The 21,293-nt window shown below is 66.5% G+C and carries 19 protein-coding genes; 12 read left to right on the top strand and 7 right to left on the bottom strand.

Annotation, left to right across the window (positions count from 1 at the left end; genetic code table 11):
* Positions 1-14 precede the first annotated feature (14 nt).
* The gene (locus AL072_RS06220; protein WP_045581063.1) at positions 15-851 is read left to right on the top strand and encodes a hypothetical protein; all 837 of its coding nucleotides are present in this window, start codon (positions 15-17) and stop codon (positions 849-851) included.
* Positions 852-863: 12 nt separating this feature from the next.
* On the opposite strand, the gene AL072_RS06215 is transcribed toward AL072_RS06220, so the two are convergent.
* From AL072_RS06215 to AL072_RS06195, 5 genes are all read right to left on the bottom strand, one after another.
* A complete protein-coding gene (locus AL072_RS06215) occupies positions 864-1,766 on the bottom strand; it encodes an FkbM family methyltransferase (protein ID WP_245636782.1) in 903 nt (300 codons plus the stop codon).
* Between the two features lie 66 nt (positions 1,767-1,832).
* On the bottom strand, positions 1,833-3,386 hold the full coding sequence (locus AL072_RS06210; RefSeq protein WP_045581065.1) for a SpoVR family protein: 1,554 nt from the start codon (positions 3,384-3,386) through the stop codon (positions 1,833-1,835).
* 53 nt (positions 3,387-3,439) lie between these two features.
* Positions 3,440-4,732: a YeaH/YhbH family protein gene (locus AL072_RS06205; protein ID WP_045581066.1), complete on the bottom strand. Its 1,293-nt coding sequence runs from the start codon at positions 4,730-4,732 to the stop codon at positions 3,440-3,442.
* 123 nt (positions 4,733-4,855) lie between these two features.
* Positions 4,856-6,802 carry a PrkA family serine protein kinase gene (locus AL072_RS06200; RefSeq protein ID WP_045581067.1) on the bottom strand — a complete coding sequence of 649 codons (1,947 nt, stop codon included), beginning with the start codon at positions 6,800-6,802 and terminating at the stop codon, positions 4,856-4,858.
* A gap of 893 nt (positions 6,803-7,695) precedes the next feature.
* Positions 7,696-8,094 (bottom strand): response regulator, encoded by a 399-nt coding sequence (locus AL072_RS06195; RefSeq protein ID WP_045582447.1) that lies wholly within the window; start codon positions 8,092-8,094, stop codon positions 7,696-7,698.
* A gap of 231 nt (positions 8,095-8,325) precedes the next feature.
* Between AL072_RS06195 and AL072_RS06190 the strand changes: the two genes are divergently transcribed.
* A complete protein-coding gene (locus AL072_RS06190; protein ID WP_045582448.1) occupies positions 8,326-9,177 on the top strand; it encodes an NUDIX hydrolase in 852 nt (283 codons plus the stop codon).
* Between the two features lie 84 nt (positions 9,178-9,261).
* Here the strand turns inward: AL072_RS06190 and AL072_RS06185 are convergent, their stop codons facing one another.
* Positions 9,262-9,801, bottom strand: a complete 540-nt coding sequence (locus AL072_RS06185; protein WP_045581068.1) for a c-type cytochrome — start codon at positions 9,799-9,801, stop codon at positions 9,262-9,264.
* A gap of 326 nt (positions 9,802-10,127) precedes the next feature.
* Between AL072_RS06185 and AL072_RS06180 the strand changes: the two genes are divergently transcribed.
* The 4 genes from AL072_RS06180 (at position 10,128) to AL072_RS06165 (ending at position 12,675) form a co-directional block, all read left to right on the top strand.
* Positions 10,128-10,904: a 3-deoxy-manno-octulosonate cytidylyltransferase gene (locus tag AL072_RS06180; RefSeq protein ID WP_045581069.1), complete on the top strand. Its 777-nt coding sequence runs from the start codon at positions 10,128-10,130 to the stop codon at positions 10,902-10,904.
* A gap of 55 nt (positions 10,905-10,959) precedes the next feature.
* On the top strand, positions 10,960-11,826 hold the full coding sequence (locus AL072_RS06175; RefSeq protein ID WP_045581070.1) for a prephenate dehydratase: 867 nt from the start codon (positions 10,960-10,962) through the stop codon (positions 11,824-11,826).
* 238 nt (positions 11,827-12,064) lie between these two features.
* On the top strand, positions 12,065-12,373 hold the full coding sequence (locus tag AL072_RS06170; protein ID WP_045582449.1) for a hypothetical protein: 309 nt from the start codon (positions 12,065-12,067) through the stop codon (positions 12,371-12,373).
* A 98-nt stretch (positions 12,374-12,471) separates the two neighbouring features.
* Complete coding sequence (locus AL072_RS06165; protein ID WP_045581071.1) at positions 12,472-12,675, top strand: hypothetical protein; 204 nt, start codon at positions 12,472-12,474, stop codon at positions 12,673-12,675.
* A gap of 7 nt (positions 12,676-12,682) precedes the next feature.
* Here AL072_RS06165 and nudC read toward each other — a convergent pair whose 3' ends face one another.
* Positions 12,683-13,591, bottom strand: a complete 909-nt coding sequence (gene nudC, locus AL072_RS06160) for an NAD(+) diphosphatase (RefSeq protein WP_045581072.1) — start codon at positions 13,589-13,591, stop codon at positions 12,683-12,685.
* A gap of 161 nt (positions 13,592-13,752) precedes the next feature.
* Here nudC and hisN point away from each other — a divergent pair, with 161 nt between their 5' ends.
* From hisN to AL072_RS06130, 6 genes are all read left to right on the top strand, one after another.
* Positions 13,753-14,535 (top strand): histidinol-phosphatase, encoded by a 783-nt coding sequence (hisN, locus tag AL072_RS06155; protein WP_045581073.1) that lies wholly within the window; start codon positions 13,753-13,755, stop codon positions 14,533-14,535.
* 35 nt (positions 14,536-14,570) lie between these two features.
* Positions 14,571-15,068 (top strand): hypothetical protein, encoded by a 498-nt coding sequence (locus tag AL072_RS06150; RefSeq protein WP_045581074.1) that lies wholly within the window; start codon positions 14,571-14,573, stop codon positions 15,066-15,068.
* An 83-nt stretch (positions 15,069-15,151) separates the two neighbouring features.
* Positions 15,152-17,002, top strand: coding sequence for an extracellular solute-binding protein (locus tag AL072_RS06145; protein ID WP_045581075.1), 1,851 nt, complete (start codon positions 15,152-15,154; stop codon positions 17,000-17,002).
* Between the two features lie 74 nt (positions 17,003-17,076).
* Complete coding sequence (locus AL072_RS06140; protein WP_052709925.1) at positions 17,077-18,927, top strand: extracellular solute-binding protein; 1,851 nt, start codon at positions 17,077-17,079, stop codon at positions 18,925-18,927.
* Positions 18,928-19,000: 73 nt separating this feature from the next.
* Positions 19,001-20,110 (top strand): microcin C ABC transporter permease YejB, encoded by a 1,110-nt coding sequence (locus tag AL072_RS06135; RefSeq protein ID WP_045581076.1) that lies wholly within the window; start codon positions 19,001-19,003, stop codon positions 20,108-20,110.
* On the top strand, positions 20,110-21,192 hold the full coding sequence (locus tag AL072_RS06130; RefSeq protein ID WP_045581077.1) for an ABC transporter permease: 1,083 nt from the start codon (positions 20,110-20,112) through the stop codon (positions 21,190-21,192). The genes AL072_RS06135 and AL072_RS06130 overlap by 1 nt, the downstream gene beginning before the upstream one ends.
* Positions 21,193-21,293 lie beyond the last annotated feature (101 nt).

Below are 21,293 nucleotides of genomic sequence, written 5' to 3'. Positions count from 1 at the left end.
GGGAGGGCCGCGCCATGCCCGTGATGGATGCAGACCAGCGCCGGAAACTGGAAGACCAGTTGATCCGCAAGGCGGAAGAAGCGTTGCGGACCTTGCGGCGGGAGGCGGAAACCGGCGATCCCGCCCGTGTCGATTCATTGGCCGAGGGGCTGGCCGGACTGTTGAAGACCCGCGAGTTCCCCAGCCTGCGCGCCGCCGAGTTCCGCGAGCTGTCCCGCGCCTACCAGCGCGGCGCCTATCAGCGCAGCGTCGATTCGCTGCTGGTCCAGGCCGAACGCTGCGGCCATCGCGGCGACGACAAGGGGCGCAACGCCCTGCTGACCCAGGCCAAGGACCATTTCGCCAAGGCCCTGCGCCTCGGCGCCGATGACGAGTTCCGTCATGGCGTCGAGCGGCGGGTGCAGGCGACGTTGATGACCAGCAAGGACGGGGTGGACGACCGCACCAAGCAGGCGGCGAAGCGCAAGCTGGAGCAGCACGATGTCGGCGCCAAGCCGCCGAACGGTATCGAGCATCGCCGCGCCATCCGCTACGTCGACCCGGCGCTGGTGGTGGAGGCGGAGGGGCGCAGCTGCACGACGATCAACTGGTCGACCCGCGGCCTGCTGGTGGATTTGCCGCCGGCCGAGTTCAGCCATGCGGTCGGCGGCAAGCTGCGGCTCGAGCTGTACTGCCCGGAGGTGCCGGAGAGGGGCGGGCAGCGCGTCGGCGGCCGTCAGGTCGCGCATGTGGTCCGCCTCGACCCCGACCGCCACGCGGTGGCCCTGTCCTTCCCCGACATCAGCACCGTGGTGCTGGACCTGATGCATGCCATGAAGGATGCCGGCATCAAGCCCGAACCGGAGCGCTGATCGCGGACGCCGTCAACCGCCGATGAAGCGCCCATTGTGGCCGCGAAGCAGCGGATGTTCTTCCGGACCGGCGACAGGCAGCAGGCCGCTGATGCGCGCGCCCGCCTCCGCCGGCAGGCAGAACAGGTTGATCCCCATGCCGAGCCCGTGGATCTCCGTCCCGTCGTCGATCAGCCCATGGCCGAAGATCGGCTCGGACCGGCCGGCGAAGTTGGCGGGATTGTGGAAGGCGGGCAGATACCAGTAGCAGGCATAGCCCAACTCCTCCAGCAGGCGGATCAGGGCCGCCGACTTGTCCGGCCGGTCATTCTCCACATAGAGGACCGGACGGTCGCGGGCGATCAGGGCGCGCGCACCCTCCAGAACCTGGGCCTCCATCCCCTCGACATCGATCTTGATCAGGCGGATGCGGCCCGCCCCGTCATGGGCCAGCCCATCGAGACGATGAACCGGAACCGGCCGGTCGCCGGCCGGCGCGCCCAGAGACAGCGTGTCCAGCGACAGTGCGCCGTAATTGCCATCCTCCTCCATCGCCACGCCGGCAAGATGCAGGATCCCATCGGTGGCCCCGGCGGCGGCCAGCATGCCGTCCGCCCAGTCCAGCCCGTTCAGCGCCAGGTTGCCGCACAGCAGCCGGTGGTTGGCGTCGATGGGCTCCAACGCCAGAACCCGGCCTGTCGGGCCGACCAGCCGGGCCAGCGCCACCGTGTGGGCGCCGATGTTGGCGCCGACATCGATCACCCGGTCGCCGGGCCGGACGCACTGACGGAACAGCGCGACTTCCTGTTCGAAATATTCACCATAATAGTCCAGCGACCGGCCGACGACAGTGTCGGTGCGCCGGTACATCATCAGGCCATGCCGCGCCCTGACCAGCCCGACCGGCCCCGCTCCACCCAACAGATCCTCCGCCATCGCTCCCCCCTGCATAGCCCATGGGCTGCATTGCCGGCGGAAGTGTAGCGGAGCCGGTCATATACGTCACACCACCCCGATCCCGCTGGGCGCGGTAACGGCGTGTTCCTTCAGGATCGCCTCGGAAATCGCCGACACCTCGATCAGCTGCACCTCGTAGCCCCACAGGTTGGCGATGTGGCGCAGCACCGCCTTGGCGTCGCTTTCGTCCAGCAGCACGCCGTTGGTGACGCGGTGCTGCAGGATCAGCTTGCGGTCGCCGGCGAGGTCGACGTCGACGATCTGGATGTCCGGCTCCAGATAGCCGAGGTCGTACTGCCGGGCCAGCTTCTTGCGGATGTCGCGGTAGCCGCGTTCGTTGTGGATGTGATCGACCAGCAGATAGGGATCCTCGGCATCGTCGCGCACGCTGAACAGCCTGAGCTTCCGCATCAGGTGCGGGCTGAGATACTGCAGGATGAAGCTCTCGTCGCGGAAGTTGGCCCAGGCCTCGCGCACCGCCGCCATGCCGTCGCCGCGGCCGGCAAGGTCGGGGAACCACTGGCGGTCCTCGTCGGTCGGTTTCTCGGCGATGCGGGCGATGTCCTGCATCATGGCGAAGCCCACCGCATAGGGGTTCAGGCCGGAGAAGCGCTTGTCGTCGAATTCCGGCTGGAACACCACCGAAGTGTGCGAGTGCAGGAACTCCAGGAAGGCGCCCTCGCTGATCTGGCCGGTCTCGTGCAGGCGGGTCATGATCTGGTAATGGACGTAGGTGGCGCAGCCCTCGTTCATCACCTTGGTCTGTTTCTGCGGGTAGAAATACTGGGAGATGTGGCGGACGATGCGCAGGAGTTCGCGCTGCCAATGCTCCAGCCGCGGCGCCTTCTTCTCCAGGAAATAGAGGATGTTCTCTTCCGGCAGGCCGAGCAGCTTCTTGCGCTCCGACACCGACTTGGCGGGCCGCTGGCCGGCGGCCGGCTTCGGCACGGTGCGCCACAGGTCGTTGAAGGTCTGGTCCTGGTACTCCTGCCGCTCGCGCTCGCGTCGCTGCTCGGTCCGCAGGTCTGACCGCTTCTTCGGGTATTTGTGAACGCCCTGGCTCATCAGCGCGTGGGCGGCGTCGAGAACCCGCTCGACCGCGGCGTGGCCGTAGCGCTCCTCGCAATGGGAGATGAAGGTCTTGGCGAATTCCAGATAGTCCAGGATGCCCTGGGCATCGGTCCATTGCTGGAACAGCTGGTTGTTCTTGAAGAAATGGTTGTGGCCGAAGGCGGCGTGGGCGATCACCAGCGTCTGCATCGTCATGGTGTTCTCTTCCATGATGTAGCTGATGCAGGGGCTGGAGTTGATGACGATCTCGTAGGCAAGGCCGCGGTAGCCCTTGCGGTACATCATCTCGTCGCGGGCGAAATGCTTGCCGAAGGACCAGTGCCGGTACATCAGCGGCATGCCGATGGACGAATAGGCGTCGAGCATCTGCTCGGCGGTGATGACCTCGATCTGGTTGGGATAGACGTCGAGGCCCATTTCCTTCAGCGCGATATGCTCGACGGCGTCGTAGACGCGCTTGATCTTGTCGTAATCCCACTCGACGCCGTCATACAGCAGCGCGTCGGGCCTGGTGATCACAGCGGTCATTCTCGATCTCCCCCTGCCGCCCCCGCGGGGGGCGGTGATTTCCTTATGACCCCTCAGGCCCCTGCCTTCTCGCGGGCGAACAGCTCGCGGAAGACCGGGAAGATCTCCCGGCGGGAGCGGACGCGGCGCATCGCCAGCGGGCGTTCCGGGCTCTGCACCTGCTTGTAGGTGCGCCACAGCTCGGTCTCGCGGCCCAGCGCCGACAGGCCCATGTTGTGTTCCGCCGCCACCTCGATGTAGGCGAAATACTGGCACATCGGCAGGATGACATCGCGCAGCAGGGTCGCCGACTTGACGTTGTCCGACGACATGTTGTCGCCGTCCGACGCCTGGGCGGCGTAGATGTTCCATTCATTGTGCGGGTAGCGCTCCTGCACCACCTTCTGCATCTCCTCCAGCGCGGTCGAGACCACGGTGCCGCCGGTCTCGGTGGAGTAGAAGAAGGTTTCCTCGTCGACCTCCTTGGCCTCGTGGGTGTGGCGGATGAAGACGATGTCGACCGAGCGGTAGCGCCGTCGCAGGAACAGGTACAGCAACATGAAGAAGCGCTTGGCCAGATCCTTCATGTGCTCGGTCATCGAGCCGGAGACGTCCATCAGGCAGAACATCACCGCCTGGGCGATCGGCTTCGGCACCGTCTCGAAGCGGTTGTAGCGGACGTCTATCGGGTCGATGAAGGGAATGCGGCGGGAGCGCAGGACGATGCGTTCGAGCTGTTCGCGCAGCGCCTGGATCTGCTCGGCATCCTCTCCGGCCTCCTCGGCCTCGCGCAGCATCTCCTGCAACTCGAGGATCTCGTCGCGCTTGGGACGTTTCAGCGCGATGCGGCGCGACAGGCTGTTCCGCATGGTGCGGACGAGGTTCAGGTTCGCCGGCGACCCCGACACCGAATAGCCGGCCCGCGTCAGCGTGTGCGATTCCGACTGCTTCACCTTCTGTTTCACCAGATCGGGAAGCTCCAGATCCTCCAGGAAGATGTCGAGGAACTCGTCGCGCGACAGGACGAAGCGGAACTCGTCCTCGCCCTCGCCGTCGGCGCTGCCCTCGCTGCCGCGGCCGCTGCCGCCGCCGTCCGGGCGCTGGATGGTGTCGCCTTCCACATACTCCTTGTTGCCGGGCACGACATAGTCGCGCACCCCGCCCTGGGACGCGCGGTGGAAGGAGGGTTCGCGCACCCCGCCGGCGGCGATCGTCACCTTCTCGCCGTTCTCGATATCCTGGATGCCCCGTTTGCCGGAGGCGTCGCGGACCGCCTTGACCACCTGTTCCTTTGCACGGCGCAGGAAACGCTGGCGGTTGGCCAGGCTCTTGCCCTGCGGGTTCAGGCGACGGTCGATGATGTTCATCAAGGGGCTGGCCCTCCCACCCGTTTCGTCACGCGGCCTTCAGACTTTGACAGCATTCTATGACAGTGGGGTTGCCGCGGGGCGTTGCAACACCCGGCCCCGCGGCAAGCAAAATTAAGCCCGTCAGCCCGCCTGCTTGACCCGCATGTACCATTCGACCAGCCGGCGGACCTGCCGCTCGGTGTAGCCGCGGGTCATCATGCGCGAGACGAACTCGGTGTGCTTCTTCTCGGTGTCGCCGTCCTTCTTCGACCCGAAGCTGATGACCGGCAGCAGGTCCTCGACTTGGCTGAACATCCGCTTCTCGATCACCTCGCGGATCTTCTCGTAGGAGGTCCAGGACGGGTTGCGGCCGGCATTGGCCGCCCGCGCCCGGAGCGCGAACTTGACCACCTCGTTGCGGAAGTCCTTCGGGTTGGCGATGCCCGCCGGCTTCTCGATCTTGGTCAGCTCCTGGTTCAGCAGCTCGCGGTTCATCAGCTGGCCGGTGTCGGGATCCTTGAAGTCCTGATCCTCGATCCAGGCATCGGCATAATCGACATAGCGGTCGAACAGGTTCTGGCCATAGTCGGAGTAGGATTCCAGATAGGCCTTCTGGATTTCGTTGCCGATGAACTCGGCATAGCGCGGGGCGAGGTCGGCCTTGATGAACTCGACGTATTTCTTCTCGGTCTCTTCCGGGAACTGCTCGCGCTTGATCGCCTGTTCCAGCACATACATCAGATGCACCGGGTCCGCCGAGATCTCGGTCGAGTCGTAGTTGAAGGTCGAGGCCAGCACCTTGAAGGCGAAGCGGGTGGAGATGCCGCCCATGCCCTCGTCGACGCCGCCCTGGTCCTTGTACTCCTGCATCGACTTGGCCTTGGGATCGGTCTCCTTGACGCTCTCGCCGTCATAGACCCGCATCTTGCTGTAGGCGCTGGAGTTCGGATGCTCGCGCAGGCGCGACAGCACCGAGAAGCGGGCCAGCATCTCCAGCGTCGCCGGCGCACAGGGCGCCGTCGACAGGTCGGAGCCGTTGACCAGCTTCTCGTAGATCTTCTGCTCCTCCGCCACCCGCAGGCAGTAGGGGACCTTGATCACGCAGATGCGGTCGATGAAGGCTTCGTTGTTCTTGTTGTTCTTGAAGGTCTGCCACTCCGCCTCGTTGGAGTGGGCCAGGATCACGCCCTGGAAGGGAATGGCGCCGATGTTCTCCGAGCCGACATAGTTGCTCTCCTGCGTCGCGGTCAGCAGCGGATGCAGCATCTTGATCGGCGCCTTGAACATCTCGACGAATTCGAGCATGCCCTGGGTCGCGCGGTTCAGGCCGCCGGAGAAGCTGTAGGCGTCGGGATCGTTCTGGCTGTAGATCTCCAGCTTGCGGATGTCGACCTTGCCGACCAGCGACGAGATGTCCTGGTTGTTCTCGTCGCCCGGCTCGGTCTTGGTGACACCGATCTGGCGCAGCTTGCTCGGGTGCAGCTTCACCACCTTGAAGCGGTTGATGTCGCCGCCGAACTCGTCGAGCCTTTTCACCGCCCACGGACTCATCAGGCCGGTCAGCCGGCGCTTGGGAATGCCGAAGCGGTCCTCCAACTCGTCGCCGATCTCGTCCGGGTTGAACAGGCCGAGCGGGCTTTCGAAGATCGGGCTGATGTCCTTGCCGGCCTTCAGGACATAGATCGGGCATTTCTCGACGAGCGACTTCAGCCGCTCGGCCAGCGAGGATTTGCCGCCGCCGACCGGGCCCAGCAGGTAGAGGATCTGCTTGCGCTCCTCCAGCCCCTGCGCCGCGTGCCGGAAGAAGCCGACGATCCGCTCGATCGTCTCCTCCATGCCGTAGAACTCGGAAAAGGCGGGATAGACCTTGATGGTCCGGTTCATGAAGATGCGGCCCAGGCGCGGGTCGCGGGCGGTGTCCACCACCTCCGGTTCGCCGATGGCGGCCAGGATGCGTTCGGAGGCCGAGGCGTAGGACATGGGATCGTCGCGGCACAGCTGGAGATAGTCCATCAGGGACATCTCGGTCTCGCGGCGGGTCTCGTAATTCTGCGTATAGCGCGTGAACAGTTCGTCGGCCGGGAACATTCGTCGCTCCGTCTTATCTGGTCCGATGCGCCGGGGCTCCGCCGGTGGCTGCGGCGGTTGGGCGCGGCGCATGCCGCGATCCAAGGGGCACTCCAGGGGAAGAGCGGACCGCGTCGGGTCCGCAGCCTCCCCGCTCAGCGGTAGAAGCCAGCGGTCTGGTATAAGGAACGGTCCTGAGAAGGCCGGGAGCCGTCCGTCCTGCGACGCGGCGTCCCCCGAACGAGTCATTTTTGAATGTAATGCTCCACCTGGAGCTTTCCAGGCACTCAGGCTCCATAGCCTGAAAGCCCGCGGTGAAACCGGCTTCGGCCATAGGACCTAGGTCCTGCGGCCAGATTTGGTGCGGCGAGCGCACCGGCTCAACCCGCGCGTGCGGCGGAAGGTTCGGCAAAGGAAAAGAAGCGGCAAGGCGGGTGAACGGCGTGAAACCGGCGGCAATCGGCGTTGCCCGTCCAGTCAGGGAATGTTGCCCGGTGCGGTTCGACTGGGCGCCCTTGATCACGCCATCGCCCTCCTCAGACAAGCGCGCCGCCTCGACCAAGCACGGCGCCAGGATTTACCGTCGATGCTGAACCCCAAACCTTAACAAAATCCCGCAAAGGAGATTGCGGCTGGCCATATGTCGGCCGGGAACCGCAACACCTCTTGGCGATCATGTTGAGGCCCAATCCTCCCCCTCAACAAGGCGGAAATTGGGTGAGAGCTTGGCAACGGTGCGGCACGGTGGAGGGCTACCGTTCGATTGCCGAATTGTTTCAAGCACTTGGCAGGCATGCCACAGAGTGGGAAATTTTTAGGCAGAGCCAGCCGCAGCGGCCGGTTGCCGCCGATGGAGGCAATTCCGTCCGGACAGGGGGAATATTCGGGACGGTGCGGCTGTCGGACGGCGCCGCTCAGGCGAAGGGAACCACCGGCCGGCGGATGCCCAGCACGTCGCGCAGGCTCGCCGGGGTCGCCGGCTTGGCCAGCACGGCATCGGCGCCGCTGGCCAGCGCCGCCGCCTCGCGGTCGCCGTCGACGCGGCTGGACATGAAGACGACCGGCAGGGTGCGCCGCCGGGAATCGGGACTGGCACGCAGCGCACGGACGAAGCCAAAGCCGTCCATCGGCTGCATCTCCACGTCGCACAGGATCAGGTCGGGCTCGTGGGCGTCGACCGCGGCCAGCGCCGCCGCGCCGTCGGCGGCCTGATGGACCGCCTTGACGCCCAGCCCGGCCAGCATCTTCGCCAGAACCATGCGGGTGAAGGACTCGTCCTCGACCACCAGGACGGACAGGCTGCCGAAAGGCATGCCCGTCTCCTGCACCGCCCTGTTCCGCCCCGCCCCGTTCCGCGTTGAGCTGTCAGTCACCCGCTCCGCCCTTTCCCTGTCCCGGCCGCCGGTCATTTCGTGACCTGCCGGGTGTACGATGGCAACCGGGGCCGCGCAAGATGTCCAAAGCGGAAGAGGCGGCGAGGCGCCTTCGAGGAGGGGTGCGAAGAGCGGTTGCGCCGGCCGGAGCGCCCCGCTTAGATGGTGGCCATGAGCTTCCTCGATCACATCCGCGCGTGCAACGCGCACGACCTGTCCGGCTTCCGCCGATTCGAGCTGGACGGCCATTGCGTCGGCTGGGTGCGCCATGCCCTGGCGGAGGCGCTGCCCGGCGTCGACCCCGGCTTCGTCGTCAGCGCCGACCGGCTGACCGTGGTCCCCGAGATCCGCGATTTCGAAGCGCGCTCCGCCCTGCTCGACCATGCCGCCGCCTATCTGGTGGAGTGCGGAACGGTCGCCGCCTTGCGCGGGGAATATTATGCGGTCACGCCGCGCTGGGGTGCCGAGCCGCTGGCCCGGCTCGACCGCGCCGCGGTGGCCGCCTTCGGCATCGAGGCCTATGGGGTGCATGTCAACGGCTTCGTCCGCGACGGGGCAGGCGGCCTGCAGTTGTGGGTGGGCCGCCGCGCCCATGACCGCGAGGTGGCGCCCGGCCAGCTCGACAACATGATCGCCGGCGGCCAGCCCATCGGCCTCACCCTGGCCGAAAATCTGGAGAAGGAAGCTGCGGAGGAAGCCGGGCTCGACGCCGCCACCGCAGGGCGCGCCGTTCCGGTCGGCGCCATCAGCTACACGATGGAGACCCCGGCCGGGCTGAAGCGCGACCGCCTGTTCGTCTATGACCTGGAACTGCCGCCCGACGTCGTTCCCGTCAACACCGACGGCGAGGTCGAGTCGTTCGAGCTCTGGCCGCTCGACCGGGTCGCGGAGTCGGTGCGCAGCGGCGGCGACTGGAAATTCAACGTCAACCTGGTGGTGACCGACTTCCTGATCCGCCATGGCCGGCTGACGCCGGAGAACGACACCGACTATCTGGAGATCGCCTGCGGCCTGCGGCGGTAGGAGCCCGAAAAAAAGCCCCGCCCTCTTGCGGGGGCGGGGCCTTCTTCGATGTGCCTTTTTTTTCGATGGGCGCGTGTTGGCGCTTTACTGCGGCAGCGGCTGCGGGCTGTCGGCCAGCGAGCGCAGGTAGGCGATGACGGCCGCGCGGTCCTCGTCCTTCTTCAGCCCGGCGAAGGTCATCTTGGTGCCGGGGGCATAGCCCTTCGGATCGTGAAGGAACTTGTTCAGCTCGTCATAGCTCCAGCTGCCGCCGGTCTTGACCAGCGCGTCGGAGTAGCTGAAGCCCTGTATATGGCCCTTCGGCCCGCCGACGATGCCGTACAGGTTCGGCCCGACCTTGTTGGCGCCGCCCTTGTCGAAGCTGTGGCAAGCGGCGCAGGCCTTGGCAACCTTCTGGCCGGCCTCCGGGCTGGCGGCGGCGAGCAGGGGGGCGATCGGTGCCGGGCCGGCGGGAGCGGCCCCCTTGTCGGCGGGGGCGCTGGTCCCCTCGGGCATCGCGACGGCATAGACGCTCTTTTCCAGCGGCTTCGAATGAACCAGCACCTTGGACGCGAATCCGGTCAACATGGCGATCAGCCCGGCCAGCAGCACGGCGCCGAATAGCTTGTTCCACTCCATGCTCATTGATGAGCCCCTTTATTCCCTATTTCACCACACTCGGCGTTTCTCCCGCCCGCGGCCCCAAAAGCGCCGCGGTCACCATAGCCTGCGGTCCGAAGCTTGTCATAGCCCGGCAGACCGCGAAAAAAGGTCGCATACAAATTTGTCGCAGTCACCAACCTCTTAATTTGCTTGCGCATCGCGCTGCACTGCAAAAGAGGATAAAACGGACACTGCCGGCACTTGACGCCGGCCCGGCGTCCGTGTTTCACCCGCGCGGGCTCGCCGCCCGCGCCTCAGCCGCCATCCGGACCCGTCGTCCGGCACCGGCCCACCGGAGCCTCCGCGCCATGTCCACCGCCGCCCGCCCTTCCGGCCGACCCGCCAGCCCGATCGTGATGATCCCGGCGCGCATGGCCTCGACCCGCCTGCCCGGCAAGCCGCTCGCCGACATCCTCGGCGCGCCGATGATCGTCCATGTGATGCACCGCGCCATGGAGTCGGAGATCGGCCCGGTGGTGGTCGCCTGCGCCGAGCCGGAGATCGCCCGCGCGGTGGAGGCGGCCGGCGGCACCGCGGTGCTGACCCGGCCCGACCATCCGTCGGGGTCCGACCGCATCTTCGAGGCGCTGCGGCTGATCGACCCGGAGGGCCGGCACGACGCCGTGGTCAACGTGCAGGGCGACCTGCCGACCATCGAGCCGGAAAGCGTGCGCGCCGTCTTCGCCCCGCTGGCCGATCCGGGCGTCGACATCGCCACGCTGGTCGTCGAGATCACGCGGCAGGAGGAGAGGAGCGACCCCAACGTCGTCAAGGCGGTGCTGGAGCTGCCGCAGGGTGCCCGGCAGGGCCGCGCCCTCTATTTCACCCGCGCCACCGCGCCGTCGGGCGACGGGCCGCTCTACCATCACATCGGGCTCTACGCCTACCGCCGTGCCGCGCTGGAGCGCTTCGTGGCGCTGCCGCCGTCGGCGCTGGAGCAGCGCGAGCGGCTGGAACAGCTCCGCGCCCTGTCCAACGGCATGCGCATCGACGCGGCGGTCGTTGACGCGGTTCCGTTGGGTGTCGATACTCCCGCCGACCTGGAGCGCGCCCGCGCCCTGCTGTCCGGCCGCAAGGCCGGCTGACGCCGACACCTCATTACAGCTCCGCCTTCAAAGCTCCGCCGGGGGAATTCCGTTCATGGCCACGTCCAACATCATCGCCTTCCAGGGCTTCCCCGGCGCCTATTCGGACCTGGCCTGCCGCAACGCGCGGCCGACCATGACGACGATGCCCTGCGCGACCTTCGAGGACGCCTTCGCCGCGGTGCGCGAGGGGCGGGCGTCGCTGGCGATGATCCCGGTGGAGAACTCCATCGCCGGCCGCGTCGCCGACAACCATTATCTGCTGCCGGACGGCGGCCTGCACATCATCGGCGAGCATTTCCAGCGGGTGAACCATCAGCTTCTGGCACCCAAGGGCGCCACGCTGGAGGGGCTGGAGACGGTGCGCAGCCACATCCAGGCGCTGTCGCAATGCCAGGCCGGTATCCGCGACCTGGGCCTGCAGACGATCAACCATGCCGACACGGCAGGGGCCGCGAAGGAGATCGCCGCCCTGAACGACCCGCGCCATGCCGCCATCGCCTCGTCGCTCGCCGCGGAGATCTACGGGCTGGCCATCCTCAAGGCCGGGTTCGAGGATGCGGCCCACAACACCACCCGCTTCCTGATCCTGGCGCGCGAGCCGAAGCTGCCGGCGCTGGGATCCTGCAAGACGATCACCACCTTCGTCTTCCGCGTCCGCAGCGTGCCGGCCGCGCTGTACAAGGCGCTGGGCGGCTTCGCCACCAACGGCGTCAACATGACCAAGCTGGAAAGCTACATGGTCGGCGGCCGCTTCACCCAGACCCAGTTCTATGCCGACGTGGAGGGCCACCCGGACGAGCGCCCGCTGCGCCTCGCCCTGGAGGAGCTGGATTTCTTCGCCCGCGAGGTGAAGATCCTGGGCGTCTACCCGGCCAATCCCTTCCGCTACCAGGAAAGCCAGCGCGTCGGCGAGGATTGAGGCGCTGCTGCAACGCCGAAAGTCATTTCGCAGTCGCCGCAAGTCGCGCGTCATTCCGCCGCAGTGACGCCACTTGGCCATGGCCGGCGCTTGCCGGTGCTGGGAAAGATTAGCGGAAGTTGTTATACAGGAGGACCGGTACACGCCGGCCCCTCAATTCTTACGAATACAAACAACACCACGGCGGCTGACGGGTGAAACCCCGCCGACGGCCATGGCGCCACGGATGGAGGTTGCCATGCTCACGGTCGAAGATTGTCTGTGCCTTGCCGAACTCGAGGCGGACGAGGTGGCTCAGATCGCCGCCCACGAACATCTCCCCTTCATGGCCGCGCTGGAAAAGGGCGCCGCCCTGCTGCATGAACCCTGGGGCGACGCGGCCGTCCGCCAGATGGTGTGGGACAATCTGTGCGCTGCCAACCGCCATCGTCCGGCGGACGTCGTGTCCTTGATGCGGCTCTATCACGCCACCTGCACCCGCCACCCCAACCCCTTCGACCGCCGCCATTCCCCGAGCCGTAGCGCGGGTCCGCAACAGCGGCATTGAAAGGGATCAGGGAGTCGCAATCATTAGACGGTTGAAGCGGAACACGGCACCGATCATCTTTTAAGGCGTTCTCAGAAAAAGGACCGGAGCGGCGCCGCATGACCACGATGCAAAGCGAAGTGTATGAGGCGTTCCGATCCATCGACGTACCGGAGGACAAAGCCGTGAAAGCCGCAGCGGCCCTCAGCAAACGGGACGACGACGTCGGAACGCTGAAATCCGATATGAACCTGATGAAGTGGATGCTCGGCTTCGTCCTTGCCTTTCAGATCGGCATTTTCGTGAAGCTGTTCATCCACTGAGGGTCCATCACCCCTCCGCCAGCCACTCATGAACCAGCCGGCTGGCGATCGAGTCGGCGCGAGGAAGGCGGAACTCCTCGCCGGGGGTATGGTTGCGCAGGAAATCGCGGTCGAACCAGGCCGCGCTTTCCAGCTCGTCGGCACCGGTGTCGATGTCGAAGCTGGTGGCCCGAGCGGTGAAGCCCAGCATCAGCGAGGATGGAAACGGCCAGGGCTGCGACGAGCGGTAGCGGATGTCGGTGACGGACAATCCGACCTCCTCGAACACCTCGCGGGCGACGGTGTCCTCCAGGCTCTCGCCCGGTTCGACGAAGCCGGCCAGCACCGAATGCATGCCGGCCGGGAAACGGCTCTGGCGGCCCAGCACCAGCCGGTCGCCGCCGTCATGGATCAGCATGATCACCGCCGGGTCGGTGCGCGGAAAATGGTGGGTGGCGCAATCCGGATTGGTGCAGAGGCGGACATGCCCGCCCTCCGCCGTCGCCGCCGGGGAGCCGCAGACCCCGCAGAAGCGATGACGCGCGTTCCACCACACCATGCCGCGGGCGTAGGCGCACAGCGCCGCCTCCCCCTCCGGCATCAGCGGTCCGGCGGCGCGCAGATCCTCGAACCGGCCGCGGCCCTGCAGGGCGGGCAGAGCCTCCGGCACCTCGACCATCGACAGGTCGACGGCGAACAGCGGGGCGCCGTCCGCGGTCAGGCCGAGGAAGATCGGCACCGCCTCCAGCCCATCGGCAGGCAGCAGGACGGCGCGCGGCGCCTCAAGCGGGCCGGCGACCAGACTGCGGGTCTGCCAGACCGGCAGGACGCGGGCGTCTGGTGCCAGCCAGGCTTCGGTCAGCCAGTCATCGTCCTTGCGGCGGAGCGACGCACGGTCGAGCGGGGTGGCGGCGTAGATGTTGGGTCGGTTCGTCATGGCCGGTCGAGGCTGCCACAAGCCGGGCCGGCGGCAAAGCCCCGCCTGGGCTTGGTCGGGCGCTTTCGGGTTTCCGGAGCCGGCCTGCGCCGTTAGGATGCGGCCACCGAATTCCCAAGTCCCAGTCACTGTTCCCCCACTCACAGTTCCAAGGAGCGACCATGACCGAACCCTGCCCCGCCCCGATGGTGGCGCTCGCCCAGCGGTTGGCCGACTCCAGCGGCAGCGTCGTCCGCCGTTATTTCCGCACCCCGGTCACCATCGACGACAAGGCCGACGCCTCGCCGGTCACCATCGCCGACCGCGAGGCCGAGCATGTCATCCGCACAATCATCGAAAGCCAGCGCCCCGACGACGGCATCTATGGCGAGGAGCACGGCACCAAGAACCTGGACGCCGAGTGGGTATGGGTGATCGACCCCATCGACGGCACCAAGTCCTTCATCGCCGGTCGGCCGATCTTCGGCACGCTGATCGCGCTGCTGCATCATGGCCGCCCGGTGATGGGCATCATCGACCAGCCCATCGTCGGCGACCGCTGGATCGGGGTGGAGGGCCGTCCGACCACGCACAACGGCCAGCCGGTGCGCGTGCGCCCCTGCCCCGGCGGGCTGCCTGCGGCCATGTTCGGCACCACCTCGCCCGACCTGTTCCCCGGCAGCGATTATGATGCCTACCGCCGCATCGCCGCAAAGGTGAAGACGGCGGCCTATGGCGGCGACTGCTACACCTACGGCCTGCTGGCGTCCGGCTATTACGACCTCGTCGTCGAATCGGGGCTGAAGCTCTACGACTTCGCGGCGCTGGTGCCGGTGGTGACCGGGGCCGGCGGGCTGATGACGGATTGGGAGGGCAAGCCGCTCGACGCCAACTCCGCCGGCCGGGTGATCGCCGCGGGCGATGCCCAGACCCACAGTGACGCCATGGCGGTCCTGGCCGGCTGATCCTCCTGCCGACACCCACCTGTTCGGAAACAGAAATGACCGCCATCGACCCGCTCGCCCGTTCCGTCTTCGAAACCGCGCCAGACCGGCTGCGGCCCTTCCTGGAGGGGCTGGCGGCGCGGGTGTCGGGCGGGTCGAACTGGCTGGTGCGCAAGAAGACCGTCTGCGACCTTCTGCTCGGGCTCGACGCCTTCTTCGCCCTGCCTGCGGCCGAACGGCAATCCCTGATGGCCGATGGCGGCGCCCCTGCCGATGCCGATACCGAAGGGGGACCGGAGGATTTCCGCAGGGTGCTGCCGATCTATGTCGGCGCAATCCTGGAGGGGTTGGGCGAAACGACCATTTCGTCAGCGGAACAAGCCGCTGTCTATATACTCTCCATCCATCCCGAGCATCAGGCGGCGGCGGAACGCTGGATGCTGGCCGACCCGCGCAACGGCAAGTCGCTGCGCCGGCTGATGCGCGGCGACCGCCGCTATCGCCAGTTGATGGACCGCATGGCCGATCATTGGCGAGCCGGCAGAAGCACCTGACTCCGCACCGGAATTGCGCTTGACCGCAGCGCGGGCGTGGCAATCTAAACCAGGATGTCCGTTTCCCCGACACAGGACCGCCGATGCGCCGCCTCCTTGCCATTGCCGCCACGATCCTGACCCTGTCCAGCCCACTGGTTCCGGCCGCGGCGCAAGCGGCAAGCGTGACCGTCACCGCGCTGAAGCAGTTCGGGGAACCGCAGTTCAAGCCCGGCTTCACCCATTTCCCCCACGTCAACCCCGACGCCCCCAAGGGCGGGGCGGTGACGCTGGCCGAATCGCAGCCGGGCACCTATGACAGCCTGAACACGCTGATCCTGCGCGGGGTGCGGCCCCGCACGCTGGGGCTGATCTCCGACACGCTGATGGTCGGCTCCGGCTGGGAGCTGGACGCCGCCTACGCCCATCTGGCGGAAAGCGTGGAAGTACCCGACGATTACGGCTGGGCGGTCTTCACGCTGCGCCAGGGCGCGCACTGGAACGACGGCGTCCCGATCACCAGCGCCGACGTCGTCTTCACCTGGGACATGATCCAGGCCCACGGCGCCCCCTTCATCAAGTCCTTCCTCGACCACATCGCCAAGGTGGAGGCGCTGGACGAGCGCCGCTTCAAGATCACCCTGACCGGCACGGGGGAGATCAAGCCGATCATCGACTTCGCCGTCACCTTCTCGCCCCAGCCCAGACATTGGTGGACCGCCCAGGGGCGCGACATTTCCAAGACGACGCTGGAGCCGGTGCTGGGCAGCGGCCCCTACCGGATCAGGACGGTCGATCCCGGCCGTTCCATCACCTATGAGCGGGTCGCCGACTGGTGGGCGAAGGATTTGCCGACCGCCCGCGGCTTCTACAATTTCGACAGCGTGAAGGATGATTTCTACCGCGACGACGACGTGATGTTCGAGGCGTTCAAGGCCGGCGGCTACGACTTCCGCGGCGAATACCGGGCACAGCGCTGGACCACCGGCTATGATTTCCCGGCCGCGAAGGACGGCCGGGTCAAGACGCTGGCGGTGCCGAGCGAGTTGCCGCTGGGCGCCCAGGGCTTCCGCCTGAACACCCGCCGCGACAGGTTCGCCGACCCGCGCGTGCGCGAGGCGCTGGCGCTGCTGTTCGATTTCGACTGGATCCAGAAGAACATCCTGTACGGCCAGTACAAGCGCACGCTCAGCAATTTCCCCAACTCCGACTTCGGGGCGAAGGGACCGCCCGGCCCGGCCGAGTTGGCGCTGCTGGAGCCCTTCAAGGCGCAGCTGCCGGACCGGCTGCTGACCCAGCCCTTCACCCTGCCCTCAACCGACGGCAGCGGCAACAACCGCGCCCAGGTGCGCGAGGCGACCCGCCTGTTCAAGGAGGCCGGCTGGGAGACCCGCAACGGCAAGCTGACCAATGTGAAGACCGGCGAGGCGATGGCGATCGAGTTCCTCGACGGCACCGGCGCGCTGACCCGCGTGATCCAGCCCTATGTCGAAACCCTGCGCCGTGTCGGCATCGACGCCGGCCTGCGGCTTGTCGACACCGCCCAGTATCAGGCCCGGCTGGACGAGTTCGACTTCGACGCCATCATCGTCAACCTCTCCTTCTTCACCCCGCCCGGCACCGAGCTGCGCGGCTATTTCGGCTCCGCCGCTGCCGGCCTCAAGGGATCGGCGAATTATTCCGGCATCCATGACCCGGTGGCCGACGCGCTGATCGAAAGGGCGCTGGCGGCCAAGGATCTGGACAGCGTCCAGGCCGCCACCCGCGCGCTCGACCGCGTTCTGCTCTGGGGCTTCTACATGGTGCCGCAATGGCACAATCCCGAAAACTGGATCGCCCACAAGGCGTGGCTTGCCCATCCCACGGTCTGGCCGAAATACGACCAGGACTATCGCAGCACCAATTTCCCGGCGACCTGGTGGGTCGATGCGGCGAAGAAGGCGGAGCAGCCTTGATGACGCCCCATTGCCGGGCTAACTCCATCGAACTGAACGGCTTTCGGCAAAACAAACGAGGGAGGGGATCGGGAATGACAGGGCGGATGCGGTGGTTGGGCAGCGGCGCGGCGGCGGCGATGGCGGGGCTTCTGCTGCTGGCGACGCCGGCCTGGGCGCAGGAAACGGGCAGCCACGCCCTGGCCCTGCACGGCAAGCCGAAATACGGGCCGGACTTCCAGCATCTCGATTATGTCAATCCCGACGCGCCGAAGGGCGGCGAGGTCAAGCTGATGGCTTTCGGCGGCTACGACAACCTCAACCCCTACATCCTGCGCGGACAGGCCGCCGCCGGCTCCGGACTGGTGTTCGAGACGCTGACCACCAGCAACGGCGACGAGGCGATCACCGAATACGGCCTGCTGGCCGAGACCATCCAGGTCGCCCCCGACCGGACCTGGGTCGCCTTCACCCTGCGGCCCCAGGCGCGCTTCCACGACGGCCAGCCGGTCACCGTGGACGACGTGATCTGGAGCTTCGACACGCTGCGGGAAAAGGGCCACCCGCTCTACCGCACCTACTACGCCGACGTGACCAAGGCGGAGAAGACCGGCGAGCATACGGTGAAATTCTCGTTCCGGGACGGCAACAATCCCGAGCTTCCAGTTATCATGGGCCAGTTGCCGGTGCTGCCCAAGCATGCCTTCGCCAGCCGCGATTTCGCCACCACCACGCTGGAACCGCTGATCGGCAGCGGCCCCTACAAGGTGGTCGACATGCAGCCCGGCCGCGCCATCACCTATGAGCGGGTGAAGGACTGGTGGGGCAAGGATCTGCCGATCAACCGCGGCCGCTACAATTTCGACCGCATCCGCTACGACTATTACCGCGACCTCGACGTCGCCTTCGAGGCGTTCAAGGCCGGCGCCTATGATTTCCGGCTGGAGAACTCGTCGAAGAACTGGACCACCGGCTACAATGTCCCGGCGGTGCAGAACGGCCAGATCGTCCGCGAAGAGCTGAAGCACGAGGATCCGCAGGGGATGCAGGCCTTCGTCTTCAACATCCGCCGCCCGATCTTCCAGGACCGCCGCGTCCGCGAGGCGCTGAACAACCTGTTCGACTATGAATGGACGCGCGCCAACCTGTCCTACGGCCTCTACCAGCGCACCAAGAGCTATTTCGCCAACACCGAGCTGGCGTCCACCGGCCTGCCTTCGCCGGCGGAGCTGAAGCTGCTGGAACCCTTCCGCGGCCAGATCCCGGACGAAGTGTTCACCAAGCCTTACGAGCCGCCGAAGACCGATGCCAGCGGCAACATCCGCCAGAACCTGCGCACCGCGCTGGGCCTGCTGAAGGAGGCTGGCTGGGACCTGAAGAACGGCAAGCTGGTCAACGGACAGGGCCAGCCCTTCCGTTTCGAGATCCTGCTGGTCCAGGCCGACATGGAACGCATCGTCCAGCCCTTCGTCCGCAACCTGGAGCGTGCCGGGATCGAGGCGCAGATCCGCGTGGTCGACAGCGCACAGTACCAGAACCGCACAGATAATTTCGATTACGATATGATCATCGAGCGGTTCCCGCAGTCATTGTCGCCGGGCAACGAGCAACGGGACTACTGGGAAACCTCGCGCGCCGACTTGGCCGGCAGCCGCAACAGCATCGGCATCAAGAACCCGGTGGTCGACAAGCTGGTGGAGACGCTGATCGCCGCCCCCGACCGCGAGGCGCTGATCGCCGCCACCCGCGCGCTCGACCGGGTGCTGCTGTGGAACTGGTACGTCATCCCGCACTGGCACGACACGGTGTACCGCGTCGCCTATTGGAACCGTTTCTCCCATCCCGCGGTTGCCCCCAAATACGGTCTGGGCTTCTCGGATACATGGTGGGTCGATGCGGACAAGAACGCGAAGCTCGCCACCAGCGCGCGGCGCACCGGCCCCTGAAAGATCTGATCGACGCAACGCTCTGGTCTAAGCTGCCGTCACTTGAGGATTGGGGAGGGTTGGGACACCCGCGATGCTGGCATACATCATCCGCCGCCTGTTGCTGATCATCCCGACCCTGTTCGGGATCATGGTGATCAATTTCCTGATCGTGCAGATCGCCCCCGGCGGCCCGATCGAGCAGATGATCGCCCGCGTCCAGGGCACCGCGGTGGAGGCGACGTCGCGCATCGGCGGCTCCGCCGGCGGCGACGCCAACACCGCCCAGCACCAGAACCAGTCCGGTGGCGACACCGGCAGCAAGTACCGCGGCGCCCAGGGGCTTGATCCCGCCTTCATCAAGCAGCTGGAGAAGGAGTTCGGCTTCGACAAGCCGCTGCACGAACGCTTCGTCCACATGATGTCGAACTACATCATGTTCGATTTCGGCAGCAGCTACTTCCGGGATCGCCGCGTGGTCGATCTGGTGCTGGAGAAGATGCCGGTGTCGATCTCGCTCGGCATCTGGACGACGCTGATCGTCTATCTCGTCTCCATCCCGCTCGGCATCGCCAAGGCGGTGCGCGACGGCCAGCCCTTCGACGTCTGGACCTCCGGCGTGGTCATCGTCGGCTATGCGATCCCCAGCTTCCTGTTCGCGGTGCTGCTGATCGTGGTGTTCGCAGGCGGCCGCTATCTCGACTGGTTCCCCTTGCGCGGGCTGGTATCCGACAATTGGGGCGACCTGCCCTGGTACAAACAGGTGCTCGACTATTTCTGGCACATGGCTCTGCCGGTATTCTCCATGGTGATCGGCGGCTTCGCCGGCCTGACCATGCTGACCAAGAATTCCTTCATGGAGGAGATCGGCAAGCAGTATGTCACCACCGCGCGGGCCAAGGGGCTGACCGAAAGCCGCGTGCTGTACGGCCATGTCTTCCGCAACGCCATGCTGATCGTCATCGCCGGCTTCCCCGGCGCCTTCATCGGCATCCTGTTCACCGGCGCCATGCTGATCGAGGTGATCTTCTCGCTCGACGGGCTGGGTCTGCTCGGGTTCGAGGCGGCGATCAACCGCGACTATCCGGTGATGTTCGGCACCCTCTATTTCTTCACGCTGCTGGGGCTGATCATGAATCTGGTCGGCGACATCACCTATGTGATGGTCGATCCCCGCATCGACTTCGACTCGCGGAGGGTGTGATGACTCCGCTGACCCGGCGCCGGCTGGCCAATTTCAAGGCGAACCGCCGCGGCTTCTGGTCCTTCTGGATCTTCCTGGTGCTGTTCGTCCTCTCGCTGGGGGCGGAGTTCATCGCCAACGACAAGCCGCTGCTGGTCCGCTACGAGGAGCAGTATTACTGGCCGGTCTTCACCGCCTATCCGGAGACCATTTTCGGCGGCGAGTTCGAGACCGAGACCGACTACCGCGACCCTTATGTCCGCGACCTGATCCAGGCCAAGGGCTGGATGGTGTGGCCGCCGATCCCCTACAGCTACCGCACCATCAACTACAACCTGCCGGTCCCCGCTCCCGCCCCGCCGTCGGCCGACAACTGGCTCGGCACCGACGACCAGGGGCGCGACGTGGTGGCGCGGCTGATCTACGGCTTCCGCATCTCGGTGCTGTTCGGGCTGGTGCTGACCGCCTTCTCCTCGGTCGTCGGCGTCGCGGCCGGCGCGGTCCAGGGGTATTTCGGCGGGCTGACCGACCTGCTGTTCCAGCGTTTCATCGAGATCTGGCAGGGGCTGCCCACCCTGTTCCTGCTGATCATCCTGGCCAGCGTGGTGACGCCGACCTTCTGGTGGCTGCTGGGCCTGCTGCTGCTGTTCTCCTGGACCGCGCTCGTGCATGTGGTGCGGGCGGAGTTCCTGCGGGCGCGCAACCTCGATTACGTGCGCGCGGCCAAGGCGCTGGGCGCCGGCGACCTCACCATCATGGTGCGCCACGTCCTGCCCAACGCCATGGTGGCGACGCTGACCTTCATGCCCTTCATCCTGAACGGCTCGATCACCACCCTGACCGCGCTGGACTTCCTGGGCTTCGGCCTGCCGCCCGGCTCGCCGTCGCTGGGCGAACTGCTGGCCCAGGGCAAGGCCAACCTGCAGGCGCCCTGGCTCGGGCTGACCGCCTTCTTCGTGCTGGCACTCATGCTCAGCCTGCTGATCTTCATCGGCGAGGCGGTGCGCGACGCCTTCGACCCGCGCAAGACCATCGCCCAGCTGTCCACCGCGCTGCCGGGCGAGTCGGCATCCGCGGCGGCACGCAAGGAGGCGGCGGAGTGATGGCGCGCGCCGACCGCGACCGCTTGCCCCCTCTCCCCCCCGGGGAGAGGGTCGGGGGGAGGGGGATGCACCGGGTGGCTTCGCAACAGATGCGACGCCCC

The organism is Azospirillum thiophilum, assembly GCF_001305595.1.
In the GTDB taxonomy this organism is placed as follows: domain Bacteria; phylum Pseudomonadota; class Alphaproteobacteria; order Azospirillales; family Azospirillaceae; genus Azospirillum; species Azospirillum thiophilum.
Note: the sequence above shows the minus strand (reverse complement) of the source record. Positions and strands in the feature narration are given on the sequence as shown.

Coding starts and splice junctions, on each gene's coding strand:
- AL072_RS06220 (WP_045581063.1), top strand. CDS start 15: ATGCCCGTGATGGATGCAGACCAGCGCCGGAAACTGGAAGACCAGTTG.
- AL072_RS06215 (WP_245636782.1), bottom strand. CDS start 1,766: ATGGCGGAGGATCTGTTGGGTGGAGCGGGGCCGGTCGGGCTGGTCAGG.
- AL072_RS06210 (WP_045581065.1), bottom strand. CDS start 3,386: ATGACCGCTGTGATCACCAGGCCCGACGCGCTGCTGTATGACGGCGTC.
- AL072_RS06205 (WP_045581066.1), bottom strand. CDS start 4,732: ATGAACATCATCGACCGTCGCCTGAACCCGCAGGGCAAGAGCCTGGCC.
- AL072_RS06200 (WP_045581067.1), bottom strand. CDS start 6,802: ATGTTCCCGGCCGACGAACTGTTCACGCGCTATACGCAGAATTACGAG.
- AL072_RS06195 (WP_045582447.1), bottom strand. CDS start 8,094: ATGCCTTTCGGCAGCCTGTCCGTCCTGGTGGTCGAGGACGAGTCCTTC.
- AL072_RS06190 (WP_045582448.1), top strand. CDS start 8,326: ATGAGCTTCCTCGATCACATCCGCGCGTGCAACGCGCACGACCTGTCC.
- AL072_RS06185 (WP_045581068.1), bottom strand. CDS start 9,801: ATGAGCATGGAGTGGAACAAGCTATTCGGCGCCGTGCTGCTGGCCGGG.
- AL072_RS06180 (WP_045581069.1), top strand. CDS start 10,128: ATGTCCACCGCCGCCCGCCCTTCCGGCCGACCCGCCAGCCCGATCGTG.
- AL072_RS06175 (WP_045581070.1), top strand. CDS start 10,960: ATGGCCACGTCCAACATCATCGCCTTCCAGGGCTTCCCCGGCGCCTAT.
- AL072_RS06170 (WP_045582449.1), top strand. CDS start 12,065: ATGCTCACGGTCGAAGATTGTCTGTGCCTTGCCGAACTCGAGGCGGAC.
- AL072_RS06165 (WP_045581071.1), top strand. CDS start 12,472: ATGACCACGATGCAAAGCGAAGTGTATGAGGCGTTCCGATCCATCGAC.
- nudC (WP_045581072.1), bottom strand. CDS start 13,591: ATGACGAACCGACCCAACATCTACGCCGCCACCCCGCTCGACCGTGCG.
- hisN (WP_045581073.1), top strand. CDS start 13,753: ATGACCGAACCCTGCCCCGCCCCGATGGTGGCGCTCGCCCAGCGGTTG.
- AL072_RS06150 (WP_045581074.1), top strand. CDS start 14,571: ATGACCGCCATCGACCCGCTCGCCCGTTCCGTCTTCGAAACCGCGCCA.
- AL072_RS06145 (WP_045581075.1), top strand. CDS start 15,152: ATGCGCCGCCTCCTTGCCATTGCCGCCACGATCCTGACCCTGTCCAGC.
- AL072_RS06140 (WP_052709925.1), top strand. CDS start 17,077: ATGACAGGGCGGATGCGGTGGTTGGGCAGCGGCGCGGCGGCGGCGATG.
- AL072_RS06135 (WP_045581076.1), top strand. CDS start 19,001: ATGCTGGCATACATCATCCGCCGCCTGTTGCTGATCATCCCGACCCTG.
- AL072_RS06130 (WP_045581077.1), top strand. CDS start 20,110: ATGACTCCGCTGACCCGGCGCCGGCTGGCCAATTTCAAGGCGAACCGC.